Source organism: Amycolatopsis bartoniae, from assembly GCF_014191255.1.
In the GTDB taxonomy this organism is placed as follows: Bacteria; Actinomycetota; Actinomycetes; order Mycobacteriales; family Pseudonocardiaceae; genus Amycolatopsis_E; species Amycolatopsis_E bartoniae.
The window spans coordinates 829,644-845,547 of the sequence record NZ_JACHWH010000003.1 but is presented as its reverse complement, the minus strand read 5'-3'; the positions used below and the strand labels follow the sequence as shown (position 1 = coordinate 845,547).

Sequence of the window (15,904 nt, the reverse complement as noted above, 5' to 3'; positions counted from 1 at the left end):
GTGCACACCGCACTCCGCCGCGACGTCCTGCTGCTGGACCGGCTCGCCCCGGACTCCCCCGCCGTCCTGCGCGAGCACCGGGTGGTCGACGCGCCGGTGGAACCGGTCTTCGCCCGCGTGCGCGACCACGAGCCGCCCGCGCCGCTGCTGCTCGACGGCTGGCAGGTGCTGGACGTGCGCCCGGGCCGCGAAGTGGTGTACCGCGGCGTCGCGGGGTTCCGCTCGCCGCGACGGCACCTGTGCCGGGTCACCACCGGCTTCTCCGTGACGCCCTACGGCACGACACGGACGTTGCTGACGTGCGAGACCCGGCTGCAGTTCGAGGACGAGGACGCGTTCCGCCGGTTCCGGCCGTACTGGCGGCTGCTGCGGCCCGCCGTGCGCGAGCTGAGCCGCGGCACGCTGCGCAGGATCGAGCACACGGTGTCCTAACCCGAGGCGGCGGCCGCCGCCCCGAACTTGGCCGGGGCGGCGGCCGCGGTTCCCACTGCGACGACGGCCTGCACGCGGCCCTGGCTCCCGCCCTCCGCCCAGCGCGCGGGCACCCCGGCTGCCGCCGCGGTGAGCAGCACACGGGCGAGTGCGAGCCCGGCCACCCACTGGGCGAAGGCGTCGTCACGCGGAGTGAGCAGCACGGCGTGCCCGTCGTCGACGAAACGCAGCGCCGCCCCCTCGACGGCGGCGGCCCGTTCGAGGCCGCGGCGGACGTCGTCCGTGAGCGGCTCCCCGCGATCCGGCCGCGCCGCGGCGAGCCGGAGATCCTCGCCGGCGGGCGCGCGCAGGTCGGCGAATCGGACCGCGGCGGCGCCGGGCAGCAGGTCGATCCGGGCGGCACTCCCCTGCGCCCGCAGCGTGACGGCCAGCACGAAAACCGTGGCACCGGCGGAGATCCGGGCCGCCGAAGTAGCCTCGGCCGGTTCGGCGCGCACCGTCCAGGGCCGCACGTGGAGCCGGGCGGGCGGATGCAGTTCGAGCCGGTCCACGGCACGCAGGGCGACGTCGAGCTTCTCGCGCGGCGACGGCATGCGGACACCTTTCCCGGCCCGCGCCGCAGCGGCCAGGGCCGAAGGTCACCGCGCGCGCGGAAGGCTCCCGGCCCCCACTTTGGGGACCAAGGACTCTCATCATCCCGGGTGACCACCGGGCACACTGAGGTGTGATGTTGATGTTGCCCGAAAGCCGAGCGCACATGACCGACCTGCGACCGCTGACCCCGCGGGAATGCCTCGACCGGCTGGCCTCACAGGCCGTCGGCAGGCTCGCGTTCTCCGAGCACGCCCTGCCGACGGTGCGGCCCGTGAACTTCGTCCTGCACCACGGCGACATCGTCGTGCGCACCAGCGCGGCCGGCGCGATCGGGCGGTTGTCCGGCGAGGTGGTCGCGTTCGAGGTCGACGACGTCGAACCGGCGCCGGCCACCGGCTGGAGCGTCGTCGTGGTCGGCAAGGCCGAGGCGGTCACCGACGCCGAAGAGCTGGCGACGCTGGCCGGCCCCCGCCACCCGCTGTGGGCACACGGGGAACGCTCCCGCTTCCTGCGCATCCCGATCGACATGATCAGCGGCCGCATGCTGCGGCTGGCGGTCGCGGATCCCGTTCCCGGCGCGGCGGCCAGCTGATGGGCCCGGACCGGCGACCGACCAGCCACGAGCAGGCCTCGGGGCAGCCGTGGGACGCGTCCTACCGGGACGGCCCCGCGCCGTGGGACATCGGCGGCCCGCAACCGGCGGTCGTGCGGCTGGCGGCCAGGGGCGGGTTCACCGGGCCGGTTCTCGACGCGGGCTGCGGCACCGGCGAGAACGCGCTGCACCTCGCGTCGCTGGGGCTGCCGGTCTTCGGTTTCGACGTCGCCCCGACCGCGGTCGCGATCGCTCGCGAGAACGCCGCCGAACGCGGTCTCGACGCCGAGTTCACCGTCGCCGACGCGCTCGCGCTGGAACGGCTGGGGCGGCGGTTCGGCACGGTCCTGGACTGCGCCCTGTTCCACACCTTCGACGCCGGCGAACGGCAGGACTACGTGGCCGGCCTGGCGGCGGTGACCGAGCGCGGGGGCACGGTGTACGTGCTGTGCTTCAGCGACGAGGGCCCCGACACCGGCCCGCACCCGGTCAGCCGGGCCGAACTGGCCCAAGCGTTCGCAGACTGGCAGCTGGTCAGCGTCGAGGCCGAACGGCTCCGCACGGCGTTCCACGGCCCGGACGGCGCCCCGGCCTGGCTCGCCACAGTCCGGCGAAGCTAGCCCGTTCCGTCCCCTTGTCACCGTTCCGGGTGGTTTCCCGCGGCGTTGTCCGGACCATTCTGGATCATGGTCCAGCACGTTCCGGCGCCCCGCCTGCGGGCGGGTGCGCTGCTCCAGCGGGCCCGGGTGGTCCGCTGCCGGGGCGCCGTTCACGACGCCGTCCTCCACCGGCGCGCGACGGCGTGCCGGGTCCGCGCGCTCCTCGCGGCCCGCGGGCTGACCGCCGGGCAGCTCGCGGTCGCGACCGGCAGACGCGAGGCGACGGTGCAGGGCTGGCTCCACGGCCGCGCGGTCCCCGGCGACGAGCACACGCTGCTCACCCTCGCGCGGCTGTTCCGCGTCGACCTGACCGCGCTGCTGGACTCCGGCGAGCCGTGCCCCGTGCAGTACGTCCGCGCCGCCTGCGCGGCCCTGTGCCTGCCGCCGAACCCGCTGCTCGAACAGCTCCGCACCCCGCAGCCCGTGCGCGCCTGAACCAGGTGAGCCCGCTCTCCCCGCGTGTGAGCCCACGCCCGCCGGGTATGCGACTTCGTGACACGCGAAGGAGGACGCATGGCGACGGGTGCGCTGCACGGGATCCGGGTGATCGACATGGCGGCGGTGGTGATGGGCCCGTACGCCGCGCAAATCCTCGGTGATCTGGGGGCCGACGTCGTCAAGGTCGAACCGCCCGCCGGGGACATGACGCGCCGCACCCGGCCCCAGCGGCACGAGGGCATGGGCGCGCTCGCGCTGAACGTCAACCGCAACAAGCGCAGCCTCGCCCTCGACCTCAAGTCGCCGGAAGGGCACGACGCCTTCCTCGCGCTGGTGCGCACCGCCGACGTGCTGATCACCAACACCCGACCCGGGGGCCTGCGCCGCCTGGGGCTGGACTACGAGAGCCTTGCCGAGGTCAACCCGAAGCTCGTCTACTGCAACGCCCAGGGTTTCCGCGGCGACTCCGACCGGGCCGACCACGCCGCCTACGACGAGATCGTCCAGTCCGGCTCCGGGCTGGCGGACCTCATGCGCCGCGCGACCGGCGAGCCGACCTACGTGCCCACGATCCTCGCCGACAAGGTGTGCGCGCTGACGATCGTGTACTCCGTGCTCGCCGCCGTGGTGCACCAGCGCACCACCGGCCAGGGCCAGCACGTCGAGGTGCCGATGACCGACACGATGCTCGCGTTCAACCTCGTCGAGCACCTGTCCGGCCGCACGTTCGAGCCACCCGCCGGCCCGGTCGGCTTCCCGCGGTCGCTCTCGTCCGGGCACCGCGCGATGCCGACCGCCGACGGCTGGGCCTGCATCCTGCCCTACACCCCGCGCAACATCCACGACTTCTTCACCGCCGTCGACCGGGCGGACCTGGCCGAAGACACGCGGTTCGCCGACTCCGGCGCGCTTTCGGCGCACTACGCCGACCTCTACGAGCTCATCGAGCACCTCACGCCGACCCGCACCACCGCGGAGTGGGGCGAGCTGTGCGCCCGGCACAGCATCCCGTTCTCGCCGGTGCTCGACCTCGACGACGCCGTCGACGACGAGTACTTCACCCGCAGCGGGCTGGTGTCGGTCGCCGAGCACCCCACGGAAGGGGCCTACCGCGTGGTCGCGAGCCCGCTGCGGTTCTCCGCCACCCCGCCCGCCGTGCGCAGCCACCCGCCCCTGCTCGGGCAGCACACCGCGGAACTGCTGGCGGAGCTGGGGTACGACGAGGAGATCATCGCGGCGCTGGCCGCCCGGGGAGTCGTCACGGTCGGGCAGGAGGTCCGCGCATGAACAGTCCACTCACGACACTCGAAGGCGACTTCTTCGGTTTCGAGAGCCTGCTTTCCGGCGTGGAGCAGGAAATCGTGGCGCTGGTGCGGGACTTCCTGCGCACCGAGGTCGAGCCGATCGCCAACGAGTACTGGGCCCGCGCGGAGTTCCCGTTCCAGCTCGTCGACGGCTTCCGCAAGCTCGACATCGCCGGCCTGATGTACGACGGGCTCGCCGCGCACCGCGGCACGCGCCTGCTCACCGGGTTCCTCGCGCTGGAGATCTGCCGCACCGACCCGTCGATCAACACGTTCTACGGTGTCCACACCGGACTCGCGATGGGCAGCGTCAACCGCTGCGGCTCGCCGGAGCAGAAGGAGCGGTGGCTGCCCGCGATGGCCCGGCTGGAGAAGATCGGCGCGTTCGCGCTCACCGAACCGCACGGCGGCTCGGACGTCGCGGGCGGGCTGGAGACCACCGCGCGCCGCGACGGCGACCACTGGGTCCTCAACGGTGAGAAGAAGTGGATCGGCAACGCGACGTTCGCCGACCTCGTCGTGGTGTGGGCGCGTGACGAGGAGGACCGCCACGTCAAGGGTTTCGTCGTCGAGAAGGGCACGCCCGGGTTCCACCCGGAGAAGATCGAGGGCAAGATCGCGCTGCGCACCGTGCAGAACGCGCAGATCACCTTCACCGACTGCGTGGTGCCCGAGGAGAACCGGCTGCAGAACGCGCGGACGTTCCGCGACACCAGCGACGTGCTCCGCCAGACCCGCGGCGGCGTCGCGTGGGGCTCGGTGGGCTGCATGATGGCGGCGTACGAGCTGGCGCTGGACTACGCCCGCGAGCGCGAGCAGTTCGGGCGGCCGATCGCGAAGTTCCAGCTCATCCAGGACCACCTCGCGACGATGCTCGGCAACGTGACCTCGTCGCTCGCGCTCGTCGTGCGCCTGGCCCAGCTGCAGGACTCGGGGGTGAACAAGGACGAGCACTCGGCGATGGCGAAGTCGGTGGTCACCACCCGGATGCGGGAGACGGTCGCGCTGGCGCGGGAGGTGTTCGGCGGCAACGGAATCCTGCTGGAGAACAGCGTCGCCCGCTTCTTCGCCGACGCCGAGGCCCTCTACTCCTACGAGGGCACCCGCGAGATCAACCAGCTGATCGTGGGCCGCGCGATCACCGGGATGGGCGCCTTCGTCTGAGGCCCGCGGCGGCTCGCCGTGATTCCTCGCCGAGTCACCCCGGCCGGGCGGGGCGGATCGGCTATGGTGAGTCCGCCACGGTTATAAAAGCAGCGGTGGCTCGCCAGCCCATACCCCGCGAGCCGAGGTTCGAGTGAACTCAGTACCGTGCCAGTCCGCTCCCGCTCCCCACGCGGTGCTGTCCGTCGTGACCGCGGTCCCGCGCCCGGGTGTGTGGTTGCTCAGGGCGCACGGCGAGATCGACGCGCACAGCATCGTCGTTCTGGAGCGGGCCGCGGCGAGCGCGACCGCCGGCCGGGAGCTCACGGGGCTCGTGCTCGACTTCACCCGCGTGCGGTTCCTCTCCGCCGCCGGCCTGGACCTGCTGAGCGACCTGCTCCTGCAGGGCCGCCGCGAGGGGTTCACCGTGCGGGTGGCCGCCTCGACACGGCCGGTGCTGCGTACCTTCGCCCTCGTCGGCGTCGACGATCCCGCCCTGCTGCACGAGTCCGTGCCCGCCGCGCTGGACTCGCTGGACTAGCGCGGGAGTCCCCCGGGCACGCGCCCGGAGGACTCCCGGTGGTGTCAGTGGTTGACCTTGAACCACGGCTGCGCCCAGCCGAGGTAGGTCTGGCCCCACGTCTGCTTGATCTCCGCGATCGTGGTCTGGGTGTAGGTGCCCGCGCCGTGGATGTCGTTCGACAGGAACTGCCCGCCGCCGATGGAGATCATCGTGTGCCCGGCGCCGCCGTTGCTGAAGAACGCCAGGCCGCCCGCGGGCACGTTGGTGTCGTTCGCGTGCTTGTAGGACGCCGGGATCTGGGTCCAGTGCACGTACGCGGTGGTCGAGCCGCTCGCGCTCCAGCCGTAGTTCTGCGCGTTGATGCGGTCGCACCAGCCGTCGTAGGACGAGTCGTAGGTGGTGTGCACCCGCGACTTCGCCTTCGCGACGGCCTCCGCGCAGGTGTTCGGGTCGCCGGTGCCGGAGGTGGAGCAGGCCGTGGTGCTGGAGCCCCCGCAGTCCGGGGCCACGCGGCCGTCGGAACCGGTGTAGACGTAGGCGTCGCTGATGTAGCCGCCGCTGGCGGGCACGTGGTCCCAGACGTCCGAGGTGCCGTACTTGCCCGTGACGGTGTCGCCGCTGGTCTGGCAGTCGATCGTGACGGCGGTGCCGTCGGCGATCGTGCCGACCGAGCCCGCGCTCGTGCTGGGCGACGAGCGGACCGTCAGCGGGGCGCCCGAGTCGGTGTGGACGGTGCCCCCCGCCGCCAGCGCCGGCGTGGCGCCGAGCAGCACGGCCGTCGCGGCGATGCCCACCGCGCCCGCCACGCGTCGCACGATCTTCATGGTTGTTCCTCCCTGTTCGCCATCGCTGTGCGGCCAGCCTGGCCGGTGGCGATACAAGGGACGTACAAACGCGGTACTGGGCCGCTTGGGTGACGGTGTCACGCCGGGCCGTGAACTGCGACTTCCCCGGAAACCGGCAGAGGGGACGCCTCCGATGAGCACCGCCACGGCCGTCGTCGACACCGACCGCTTCTTGCGCTTCTTGCGAGCCCCGCGGCTGTGGCGGTGGCTGCGACGGCAGGGGGTGGCCGCGTGGATGGTCATCCTGATCGCGTGGATCAACGCGCTGATCGTGGTGGCCGCCGGCGCGGCCGTGGTCGCCGGGTTCCTGCCGCACCACACGTGGCCACGGTCGTCGGAGTGGGGCGCGGGCGCGCTGAAGTTCTTCGTGCTGTGGTGCCTGTCGTTCCTGCCGGGCTGGCTGTACCTGCGGTTCCTGCGGGTGCGCGCGCAGGCGGTGTGGACCGAGTACGTGGTGACGCTGCACCGGCTGGGCTGGGACAAGCCGCAGTACCTGCCGGAACCACCCGTGAACTCCGCGTACCACGCGCAGTGGGCCGAGGGACCGCGGGACAACATCTACCTCGAGAAGTTCGAGGCGTACTACGGGCGGCTGCGCGGGCGGGAGCCCGGCCAGGACGATCCGGTGATGGTCAGCACCGAGTCGATGTTCCCGGTCTTCCTGTTCACCACGATGCTCGCGGTCGGCTGGTCGGCGGTGTTGTGGGAGACGTCGTTCCTCACCGCGCCCACCGGGGTGTGGGACGTGCTGAAGTACGGGTTCATCGGGGCGTACGCGTTCGTGACGGGGATGCTGATGCGGCGGTTCTTCCAGACCGACCTGCGGCCGAGCGCGTACACCTCGGCGGTGCTGCGGATCGTGCTGGTGCTGCTGGTGGTGGCCGTGGTGCACCAGGTCGTGCGCGCGATGGTGGTGCCCGCGGTGACGGCCGAGCTGGCGCTGGCGTTCCTGATCGGGTTCTTCCCGCTGGCCGGGCTGCAGCTGGTGCAGCGGATGGTGGTGAAGGTGTTCGGGAAGGTGGTGCCGCCGCTGAAACCGGCCTATCCGCTGGACCGGCTGGACGGGCTGAACCTGTGGTACGAGGCGCGGCTGCTGGAGGAGGGCGTGGAGGACATGCAGAACCTGACGAGCATGAACCTCGTCGACGTCGTCCTGCACACGAAGGTGCCGCCCGGGCGGCTGGTCGACTGGCTGGACCAGGCGTTCCTGCTCATCCACCTGGATTTCGGGGACGGCGGGGCCTGCTCTTCGGAGGCGCTGCCCGGCCCGGAAGCGCGCGCGGCGCTGCGGCGGGTGGGCGTCCGGACCGCGACGGACCTGCTGAAGGTGTACGCGCCGAAGGGGAAGTACGCGCCCCCGGAGGGGGTGGACGGCACTCCCCTGCCGGAAGACCAGTTGCGGCTGCTCGTCGCGGTGCTGTCCCACGAGGCGAAGCTGAGCGTCATCTGGAACTGGCAGCGCAACGACAAGCGGGCGTTCTGACGTCGTGGCGGACGAAGGTGCCGGTTGTCTCCGGTGCCTCGGCGGCGGTGCTGCCGTCGGGACGCCAGATACCGGAGCGGCCGGCGGCTTTGGGGTTGGCGGTGGTGGGCTCGGCGGTCGTAAGGCTGGCGGTCGTAAGGCTGGCGGTCGTGAGGCTGGCGGTCGTGAGGCTGGCGGTCGTGGGGTTGGCGCAGCTGGCGATGGCGACCCAGATGTGGTGGGTCGTGGCGATGCGGCGGGCCCGGTCCCGTGGTGGCTCGGTCTCGACGATCCCGGCGACGTAGACGTCGATCCCGAGGGCGGCGGTGGCGGCGGCGTGCTCGGGGACGCCGGTGTCCTTGCAGATGCCCAGCCCCAGCCGCAGCCCGTCGACCTCCAGAACGGCGGGCCGCGTGCCGGGCCGGAACCGCCGGCGCTCGGCGTCACCGAGCCACATCTTGCGGTAGACGACACGCGCGCCCGCGGCGTCGACGGCGAGCATGGCGATGTGGTCACCGGGCACGGGAGCGCCGACGAGCGCGACGGTGCCGGCGCACGCCTCGACGAGCGGCGCGAGACGCGGGTCGTCCGGGGCGAGGGTGTCGGCGTCGAGCTCGTACCCGGTGAGGGAGAGCTCGGGGAACACGACGACCCTCGCCCGCGCCCGCCGCACGAGGTCCACGTGGGCCGCCACGTTGGCCACCAGGTCAGGCCCCAGCTGCGGCTGAGCGACGGCGAGGATCACGCAGTCCAGTGAAGCAGACCGGTCAGCGGTTGCGCCCGAAGAAGCGCCGCACGCCACGCCCCTCGGCGGGCGGCCCCTCCATGGCCCGCTGCTCGGCGGCCGGAGGTCGGGGTCCAGCCGGGGTTGGGGTTTGCGGCCCCGCCGCGGCGACCGGGGTTTGCGACCTGGCCGCAGCGTCGGCTGGGTTTTGCGGCCCCGCCACGGCCCCGGTCGGGTTTTGCGGCGCCGCCGCGGCCCCGGTCGGGGTTTGCGGCGCCGTCGTGGCCTCGGCTGAGTTTCGCCTCGGCTCGCCCGCGGCGGCGGTCGGTTCGGCCGACGCGGCGACCGGGGTTTGCGACTTGGCCGCAACGTCGGTCGGGTTTTGCGGCCCCGCCACGGCCTCGGCTGAGTTTCGCCTCGGCTCGCCCGCGGCGGCGGTCGGTTCGGCCGACGCGGCGTCGATTGGGCTTTGCGGCGCCGTCGTCGCCTCGGTCGGGTTTTGCGGAGCCGTCGTGGCCTCGGCTGAGTTTCGCCTCGGCTCGCCCGCGGTGGCGATCGGGGCGGGCGGTTCAGGCGCGGCAACGTCCACCGCAGTCGGGGCGGGCTGCCCAGCCGCAGTGGTGGTGGAGGTTTGCCTCGACTCGGCCTGCAGTGGCTCGGCCGGGGCCGCGTTCGGCCTCGTGTCTACTGCCGCCGGAGTGGGCTGCTCTATTGCGGCGGGCGACCCGGTCGAGGCGTCAGCCGTGGCCGAAGTGCGCGCCCCAGCCGCGGGTCCCGTGGGGGTTTGCGGCTCGCTCGCGGACGCGGCCGAGGTTTGCCTCGGCTCGGTCTGCTGTGGCTCAGCCGGGACAGCGGCGGGCTGCTCCGTCCAGCTCGCCTCGTTGGCGGCGGTGGACGTGGCTTCGCCCCCTTCCCGCTGCGGCTCCGCTGGGGTGCGCTGCTCACTCCACCTCGCCCCGGACTCGGCGGAGGCGGAGGCAGGCTGCTCACTCCAGCTCGCCCCGCTGGCGGCCATGGGCTCGGCTTCGGCACCTTCTCGCTGCGAACCGGCTGGAGGCCACTGCTCGCTCCAGCTCGCATCGGTCTCCGGCTGCTCGGCGGCGGCCGTCGACGTGGCTTCACCCCGTTCCCGCTGCGAGTCGGCCGGGGTGCGCTGCTCGCTCCCCATCACTTCCGGCTGGGCGGCGGCGCGCCCGCCTTCACCCCGTTCCCGCTGCGGCGCGGCGGCCGGGGTGCGCTGCTCACTCCCCATCGCCTCGGGCTCGGCTTCCGCGCGTTCCCGCTGTGTGGGCAGTGCCGATTCCGTCTGCTGGAGGGCTTCGACTTCGGAGGGGGGCTCGTCGCGGAGGTGGCGTGCGGGGTGCAGGCCGCCTGAGGATGCGGGTGCCTCGCCTTCCTCGACGAGGCGGTGGCGGCCTGCGCGGTCCTGTGCCTCCGCCGGACTGTCCACCGGGAGGACCTGGCCTACGAAGGAACCCTCGGGCGCGGGGGCGTCCTGCTGCTCGGTCAGCACCTGCACCCGCGGCTGCCCGGCGTGCGAGAACTCGAACTCCGGCTCCTTCTCGAACCACGAGGGGGTCCAGTCGGACTCCTGCCGGGAGGTCGGGACCTCGACTTCGGGCTCCTCCTCCACACGGTTCACCTCGCGCAGTTCCGAGCCTGCCCAGCCGCCCCACGCCTCTGCTGGCTGAGGGGCTTCCGCCGAGGGCGCCGGGGCCATGGCGAACCCCGTCGGAGGGGTCGGGAGGGAGGCCGCCCAGTCGTCCGCCGCCGTGGTGACCGCGCCTGCGGGCGAAGGGCTCGCCGTTTCCGGCGACCCCGGGGCAGGAACGGGCTCCGGGCCGGAAACCGGGTAGTCGCCTTGCGGGGACGGCTCCAGGTCCGGACGCATCGCCGAATGGGAAGCCGCCGGGTCCGAAGTCGTGCCCGGCTCCGAAGTCGTCGCCGAGGAGTCCGCAGGCGTGGCGTCCCAAGCCACCGCGGGGTCGGAAGGCGCGGCACCCCGAGCCGCCGAGGCCATTCCCGTGTCCTGGCCCGTGCCCCGCGTCATCGCCAGGTCACGGCCTGCCGCGCCGGGACCCATCACGGGGTCAGGCACCGCCGTGCCCGAAGCCATCGCAGAGTCAGGCGCCGCCGCGCCCGCCGCGCCCGCAGGGTCCGGAGCGGCCGCGGCCCACGCCATCGGCGAGTCCGACGCCAGCACCGGCTCCGACGCCGACGCGCCGGGGACCACCCCAGCCCCCGCCGCCGGCCCGGCAGGATCGGACCCCGCCAGGCCCAGGCCCTCCGGGCGCATCGCCGCGCTCTTCGACGACGTGCCCAGCAGCTCTTCGATCGGCACCGGGGGCTGGTTCGCCTCCGGGTAGCGTTCCAGCGGGTTCTCCGGCTCACGCGGCTTCACCAGGCGCAGCAGACCGAGCAGCCCGGCCAGCCCCACGAGCGCGACCAGGCCCCAGGTCCCGTTCGCCGTCAATGTCGACATACCGGCCGTCACCGCCCCTCCTTCGCCGGAGCCCTCCCCCGGCCCTCAGGAAGGCTTACCCAACGCAGTGGTGCGGTGACGCCTGCCAGGGGGACGAACCACTGGATCAGGTGACCCCCGTCAGATCGCGCACGCCCCCTTGCCGAGGACGACGATGCCGCCGGGACTCACGTGGTAGTGCTCGCGGTCCCGCGCCATGTCGACCCCGATGTGGGCACCCGGCGGCACCACGACGTTCTTGTCCAGGATCGCCCGCCGCACGACCGCGCCCGCCCCCACGCGCACGCCGTCGAGCAGCACCGAGCCCTGCACCACCGCCCCGTTCTCGACCACCACGTCCGGCGAGAGCACCGACTCGATCACCTGGGCGCCGGAGATGATGCAGCCGTTGCTGACGATCGACTGGTTGGCCGTCCCGCCCTCGACGAACTTCGCCGCCGCGCGCTGGGCCGGGTGCGCCAGGATCGGCCACTTCCGGTTGTACAGGTTGAAGATCGGGTGCGTCGAAATCAGGTCGCAGTGCGCCTCGAAGTAACTGTCGATCGTGCCGACGTCGCGCCAGTAACCGTGGTCGCGCTCCGTCTCACCCGGCACCTCGTTCGTGCTGAAGTCGTACACGGCCGCGTCCCGCTCGCCGACGAACGCCGGGATGATGTCGCGGCCCATGTCGTGCTTCGACTCCGGGTTCGCCGCGTCCGCCTTCAGCGCGTCGATCAGCGCCTGCGTGGTGAACACGTAGTTGCCCATGGACACGTACGACTCTTCCGGCGAGTCGGGCAGCCCCGGCGGGTCCGCGGGCTTCTCCAGGAACGCGTCGATCGTGGTGCCGTCCGTCGTGTCGATCACGCCGAACGAGCTCGCCTCCCGCCGCGGCACCCGGATGCCCGCGACCGTCACGCCCGCACCGGACTTCAGGTGCGCGTCGACCATCTGCCGCGGGTCCATGCGGTAGATGTTGTCGGCGCCGAACACCGCGATGTAGGCCGGGCACTCGTCGTACACCAGGTTGAGGCTCTGGTGGATCGCGTCGGCGCTGCCCTGGAACCAGTGCGGGCCCAGCCGCTGCTGCGCCGGCACCGGCGTGACGTACTCCCCCGTCAGCGACGACAGCCGCCACGTGGTGCTGATGTGCCGGTCGAGCGAGTGCGACTTGTACTGCGTCAGCACGCAGATCCGCCGGATCCCGCCGTGCACGAGGTTCGACAGCACGAAGTCCACGAGCCGGTGCACCCCGCCGAACGGGACCGCCGGCTTGGCCCGGTCGGCGGTGAGCGGCATCAGCCGCTTGCCCTCCCCGCCGGCGAGGACGATGCCCAGTACGTCTGACGCCTCGTTCACGACGACCTCCCGCTCTGTTCGTAGATCCCGACGGTCCTGGCCGCGATCGCCGGCCAGCCGAACTCCTGCACGGCGCGCTCGCGCCCGGCCGCGCCCATGGCCGCGGCCCGCGCGCGGTCGCCCACCAGCTCGTTGATGCGGGCGGCGAGCCCGGCTTCGAAGGCGGCGGTGTCCTCCTCGGCGTAGTGCACGAGCAACCCCGTCGTGCCCTCGTCGACGACCTCGGGGATGCCGCCGACGTCGCTCGCCACGACCGCGGTGCCGCACGCCATCGCCTCCAGGTTCACGATGCCCAGCGGCTCGTACACCGAAGGGCACACGAACACCGTCGCGTGCGACAGCAGCTCCACGACCTGCTCGCGCGGCAGCATCTCCGGGATCCAGAACACGCCGTCGCGCCGGGACTGCAGCTCGGCGACGAGCCCGCGGAACTCCGCGTCCAGCTCCGGGGTGTCCGCACCGCCCGCGCACAGCACCACCTGCACGCCCGGTTCCAGCGCGGCCGCCGCGCGCACGAGGTGCGGCACGCCCTTCTGGCGCGTGATCCGGCCGACGAACAACACCGACGGCCGGTCCGGGTCGATGCCGTGCTGCCGCACCGCGTCCGTGGTCGACACCGGCTGGTACAGCTTCGTGTCGATGCCATTGTGCACGACGTGCACGCGCTCCGGCGGCACCGCCGGATAGGCCGCGAGCACGTCCCGGCGCATTCCCGCGCTGACCGCGATGATGGCGTCCGCGCTTTCGAACGCGGTGCGCTCGATCCACGACGAAACGCGGTACCCGCCGCCGAGCTGCTCGGCCTTCCACGGCCGCAACGGCTCCAGCGAATGCGCGGTGAGCACGTGCGGGATGCCGTGGGTCAGCTTCGCGAGGTGCCCGGCGAGGTTGGCGTACCAGGTGTGGCTGTGCGCGAGGTCGTGCCCGGCGAGCGCGTCGGCCATGGAGACGGCGATGTCCATGGTGGTGAACGCGGGCTGGCGGTAGCCGTGCGGGTCGGTGTGCCCGTGTGCGCCTTCGCGGTCGGCACCCCAGCAGTGGACGTCCAGGTCGACGAGCGACCGCAGCTCTCGGGCGAGGAACTCCACGTGCACCCCGGCGCCGCCGTAGACGTCCGGCGGGTACTCGCGGGTGAGCAGACCGACCTTCATAACCCGACCCTACGGCCTGGAGTGGGTCGTACGCAGTGCGGTGTCCGGGCGAACATCCGCCGAACGGACGCAGGTGTACGGCAGATTTCGGGAAGGCGCCCCGGAAGCGGGCGGCCGGTGTCGGGAAAGCGCTTAACGCCGGGCCTCCCCGGGGTGCGGGAAGGCCCGGCGCGGCGTCACCAGGCGCGGCCGACGGTGTAGGAGGTGGTCCAGATCGTCTGCAGCCGGACCACGTCCCCGGACTGCGGGGCCGCCCACATCCGGTTGCCGCCGGCGAAGATGCCGACGTGGTACACGCGCCCGCCGTTGCTGAAGAAGATCAGGTCGCCGGGACGCGCGTCGGACTGGGCCACGCCGCGCGCGGCCGAGCGCTGCTGGCTCGCGGTGCGCGGCAGGCTGATCCCCGCCTGCCGGTAGGCGTACTGCGCCAGGCCCGAGCAGTCGAAGCTGTCCGGCCCGGTGCCGCCCGCGGCGTAGGGCTTGCCCGCTTCGGCGGCGGCGGCGCTGACCACCCGGTCACCCGTGGTGGCTTCGGCCGCGTGCGCGGCGGGAGCGAGCAGGCCGGCGGTGGCGGCGGTGGTGAAGGCCGACGCGACCGCCAGCCCGCGTAATCGAGTGGACACGGTGTGATCCTCCTCGGGAAATCTATTCGAACCTGTGGTATCGAATCGGTCACCGGCTTTTCCGGTGACCGACGCCCGATTTCCCGGCGGGCCGATCACAAAACAATAAATCCCGGTTCAGGTGATCCACACCACGGGCGGTCAGATCCGGCCGAGGCGCTCGTCGCCCTCGGGAACCGGGATCAGCGTCCGCACGTCGAGCGGCGCGGCCAGCAGGTCCTTGAGCGTGGCGCCCAGCTCGGTCAGGGCCGGGGCGCGGCCGTGGTCGCGCAGCGCTTCCAGCGACGACCACTTCTCCACCATGACGAACGTCGAGGGCGAGCGCGGGTCGCGGTGCAGGGCGTAGAGCTCGCACCCGGGCTCGGCGTGCACGGCACGCACGGCGGTGCGGAACGCCTGCTCGACCTCCTCCTCCTTGCCGGGTGCGGCTTCGGCGGTGGCCACGACGACGACAGCGTTTTCCGAGGTCATCTCACTCCTTCGTGCTTTCGGACGACTCGGGCCGATCATGGCATCCTCCGCGGCCGTTCCGCAGCGGTCACTCGATCGAGTGGTCCGGCGGCGAAAGTCGTCCCGATCGCCGGTCCGGCCCCTCTAACCCGTCGGGCAGGTCACCACGAGGCGGCGCCACGCTTCGCACCGGCCCCCGGGTAGCCGGCCCGGTCGCGTCAGCCCCCCGAGCGACCGGACCGGCCCACCCTGACCGCCTCGCCGGGGGCCACAGTGCCGATCCCGTGCAGCACGTGCGCCAGGACCTCCACCCCGCGGACCACCCGCGGGCCCGGCCGGTTGAAGTACGCCGGGCCGTCGAGCACCCACACCTCCGGGATCCCGGAGAAGCCGGGACGGCGGGTGAGGACGTCCAGTTCGGCCAGGGTCCGGGACGGCGGAAAGCCGCAGGGCAGCACCAGGAGCACGTCCGGCCGCGCGGCGAGCACCTCGTCCCACTCGACGGGCGACGTGTGCTCGCCCGCCTTCGCGAGCAGCGGCTCGCCTCCGGCGTGCGCGATCTGCTCCGGCACCCAGTGCCCGGCCGGCCAGATGGGGTCGAGCCATTCGATCGCCGCGACGCGCGGCCGCGGCCGGTCCAGGACCTGCCGCGCCACGTCGGCCAGCCGGCCCTGCCAGTGGGCGACGCGAGCCGCGGCGCGGTCCGGAACGCCGAACGCGGCACCGAGCGTGGTGAGGCAGCCGAGCACCTCGGACAGCGTGCGGGGTTCGAGGCTGAGCACCCGTGGCCCGGCGTCCAGCACGCGCACGGCCTCGGAGACGCGGCGGTAGGACACCGCGCACACGTCGCAAAGGTCCTGGGTGAGCACGAAGTCGGGTGCGAGTTCCGCCAGTTTCCGTTCGTCCAGCGCGTACAGGGACGATCCGCGGTGCGGGGCGCCGCCGACGACATCGCTGATCTCCCGGCTGCTCAACCGGTCCTGGTCGATCTCGCTCGCGGTCACCACGGGCACCGCGGCGACCTCCGCCGGCCAGTCGCATTCGTGGGTGCGCCCGGCGAGGTCCGCGACCAGGCCGAGGTCGGCCACGAGGTCGGTCGCGGCGGGCAACAGGGACACGATCCGCATCGGGCCAGGATAGGGTC

At 72.8% G+C, this 15,904-nt stretch carries 17 protein-coding genes; 8 read left to right on the top strand and 9 right to left on the bottom strand.

Annotation, left to right across the window (positions count from 1 at the left end):
- The gene (locus FHX82_RS20705) at positions 1-432 is read left to right on the top strand and encodes a hypothetical protein (RefSeq protein WP_145939341.1); all 432 of its coding nucleotides are present in this window, start codon (positions 1-3) and stop codon (positions 430-432) included.
- On the opposite strand, the gene FHX82_RS20700 is transcribed toward FHX82_RS20705, so the two are convergent.
- On the bottom strand, positions 429-1,025 hold the full coding sequence (locus FHX82_RS20700) for a hypothetical protein (protein WP_145939340.1): 597 nt from the start codon (positions 1,023-1,025) through the stop codon (positions 429-431). The two genes, FHX82_RS20705 and FHX82_RS20700, sit on opposite strands and share 4 nt — an antisense overlap.
- A gap of 164 nt (positions 1,026-1,189) precedes the next feature.
- Here FHX82_RS20700 and FHX82_RS20695 point away from each other — a divergent pair, with 164 nt between their 5' ends.
- From FHX82_RS20695 to FHX82_RS20670, 6 genes are all read left to right on the top strand, one after another.
- The gene (locus FHX82_RS20695; RefSeq protein WP_145939339.1) at positions 1,190-1,618 is read left to right on the top strand and encodes a pyridoxamine 5'-phosphate oxidase family protein; all 429 of its coding nucleotides are present in this window, start codon (positions 1,190-1,192) and stop codon (positions 1,616-1,618) included.
- Positions 1,618-2,238 (top strand): class I SAM-dependent methyltransferase, encoded by a 621-nt coding sequence (locus FHX82_RS20690; RefSeq protein ID WP_145939338.1) that lies wholly within the window; start codon positions 1,618-1,620, stop codon positions 2,236-2,238. Before FHX82_RS20695 ends, FHX82_RS20690 begins: the two co-directional genes overlap by 1 nt.
- Before the next feature lie 66 nt (positions 2,239-2,304).
- On the top strand, positions 2,305-2,712 hold the full coding sequence (locus FHX82_RS20685) for a helix-turn-helix domain-containing protein (RefSeq protein WP_145939337.1): 408 nt from the start codon (positions 2,305-2,307) through the stop codon (positions 2,710-2,712).
- A gap of 78 nt (positions 2,713-2,790) precedes the next feature.
- Complete coding sequence (locus FHX82_RS20680) at positions 2,791-4,002, top strand: CaiB/BaiF CoA transferase family protein (protein ID WP_183176718.1); 1,212 nt, start codon at positions 2,791-2,793, stop codon at positions 4,000-4,002.
- Positions 3,999-5,183: an acyl-CoA dehydrogenase family protein gene (locus tag FHX82_RS20675; protein ID WP_145936925.1), complete on the top strand. Its 1,185-nt coding sequence runs from the start codon at positions 3,999-4,001 to the stop codon at positions 5,181-5,183. The genes FHX82_RS20680 and FHX82_RS20675 overlap by 4 nt, the downstream gene beginning before the upstream one ends.
- A gap of 133 nt (positions 5,184-5,316) precedes the next feature.
- A complete protein-coding gene (locus FHX82_RS20670; RefSeq protein WP_145936924.1) occupies positions 5,317-5,703 on the top strand; it encodes an STAS domain-containing protein in 387 nt (128 codons plus the stop codon).
- A 44-nt stretch (positions 5,704-5,747) separates the two neighbouring features.
- On the opposite strand, the gene FHX82_RS20665 is transcribed toward FHX82_RS20670, so the two are convergent.
- Positions 5,748-6,509 carry a hypothetical protein gene (locus tag FHX82_RS20665; RefSeq protein ID WP_145936923.1) on the bottom strand — a complete coding sequence of 254 codons (762 nt, stop codon included), beginning with the start codon at positions 6,507-6,509 and terminating at the stop codon, positions 5,748-5,750.
- A 154-nt stretch (positions 6,510-6,663) separates the two neighbouring features.
- Here FHX82_RS20665 and FHX82_RS20660 point away from each other — a divergent pair, with 154 nt between their 5' ends.
- On the top strand, positions 6,664-8,013 hold the full coding sequence (locus tag FHX82_RS20660) for a hypothetical protein (protein ID WP_145936922.1): 1,350 nt from the start codon (positions 6,664-6,666) through the stop codon (positions 8,011-8,013).
- Here FHX82_RS20660 and FHX82_RS20655 read toward each other — a convergent pair.
- From FHX82_RS20655 to FHX82_RS20625, 7 genes are all read right to left on the bottom strand, one after another.
- On the bottom strand, positions 7,973-8,737 hold the full coding sequence (locus tag FHX82_RS20655) for a carbon-nitrogen hydrolase family protein (protein WP_145936921.1): 765 nt from the start codon (positions 8,735-8,737) through the stop codon (positions 7,973-7,975). The two genes, FHX82_RS20660 and FHX82_RS20655, sit on opposite strands and share 41 nt — an antisense overlap.
- A gap of 22 nt (positions 8,738-8,759) precedes the next feature.
- The gene (locus FHX82_RS37775; RefSeq protein ID WP_145936920.1) at positions 8,760-11,210 is read right to left on the bottom strand and encodes a hypothetical protein; all 2,451 of its coding nucleotides are present in this window, start codon (positions 11,208-11,210) and stop codon (positions 8,760-8,762) included.
- 108 nt (positions 11,211-11,318) lie between these two features.
- Positions 11,319-12,536, bottom strand: a complete 1,218-nt coding sequence (gene glgC / locus FHX82_RS20645; protein ID WP_145936919.1) for a glucose-1-phosphate adenylyltransferase — start codon at positions 12,534-12,536, stop codon at positions 11,319-11,321.
- Positions 12,533-13,687, bottom strand: coding sequence for a glycogen synthase (gene glgA, locus FHX82_RS20640; RefSeq protein ID WP_145936918.1), 1,155 nt, complete (start codon positions 13,685-13,687; stop codon positions 12,533-12,535). Before glgA ends, glgC begins: the two co-directional genes overlap by 4 nt.
- 176 nt (positions 13,688-13,863) lie before the next feature.
- On the bottom strand, positions 13,864-14,310 hold the full coding sequence (locus tag FHX82_RS20635) for a C40 family peptidase (RefSeq protein WP_183176717.1): 447 nt from the start codon (positions 14,308-14,310) through the stop codon (positions 13,864-13,866).
- A 141-nt stretch (positions 14,311-14,451) separates the two neighbouring features.
- Positions 14,452-14,781, bottom strand: a complete 330-nt coding sequence (locus FHX82_RS20630; protein WP_145936917.1) for a putative quinol monooxygenase — start codon at positions 14,779-14,781, stop codon at positions 14,452-14,454.
- A 197-nt stretch (positions 14,782-14,978) separates the two neighbouring features.
- Entirely contained in the window at positions 14,979-15,887 is a 909-nt protein-coding gene (locus FHX82_RS20625; RefSeq protein ID WP_145936916.1) for a cobalamin-binding protein, read from the bottom strand.
- Positions 15,888-15,904: the final 17 nt, after the last annotated feature.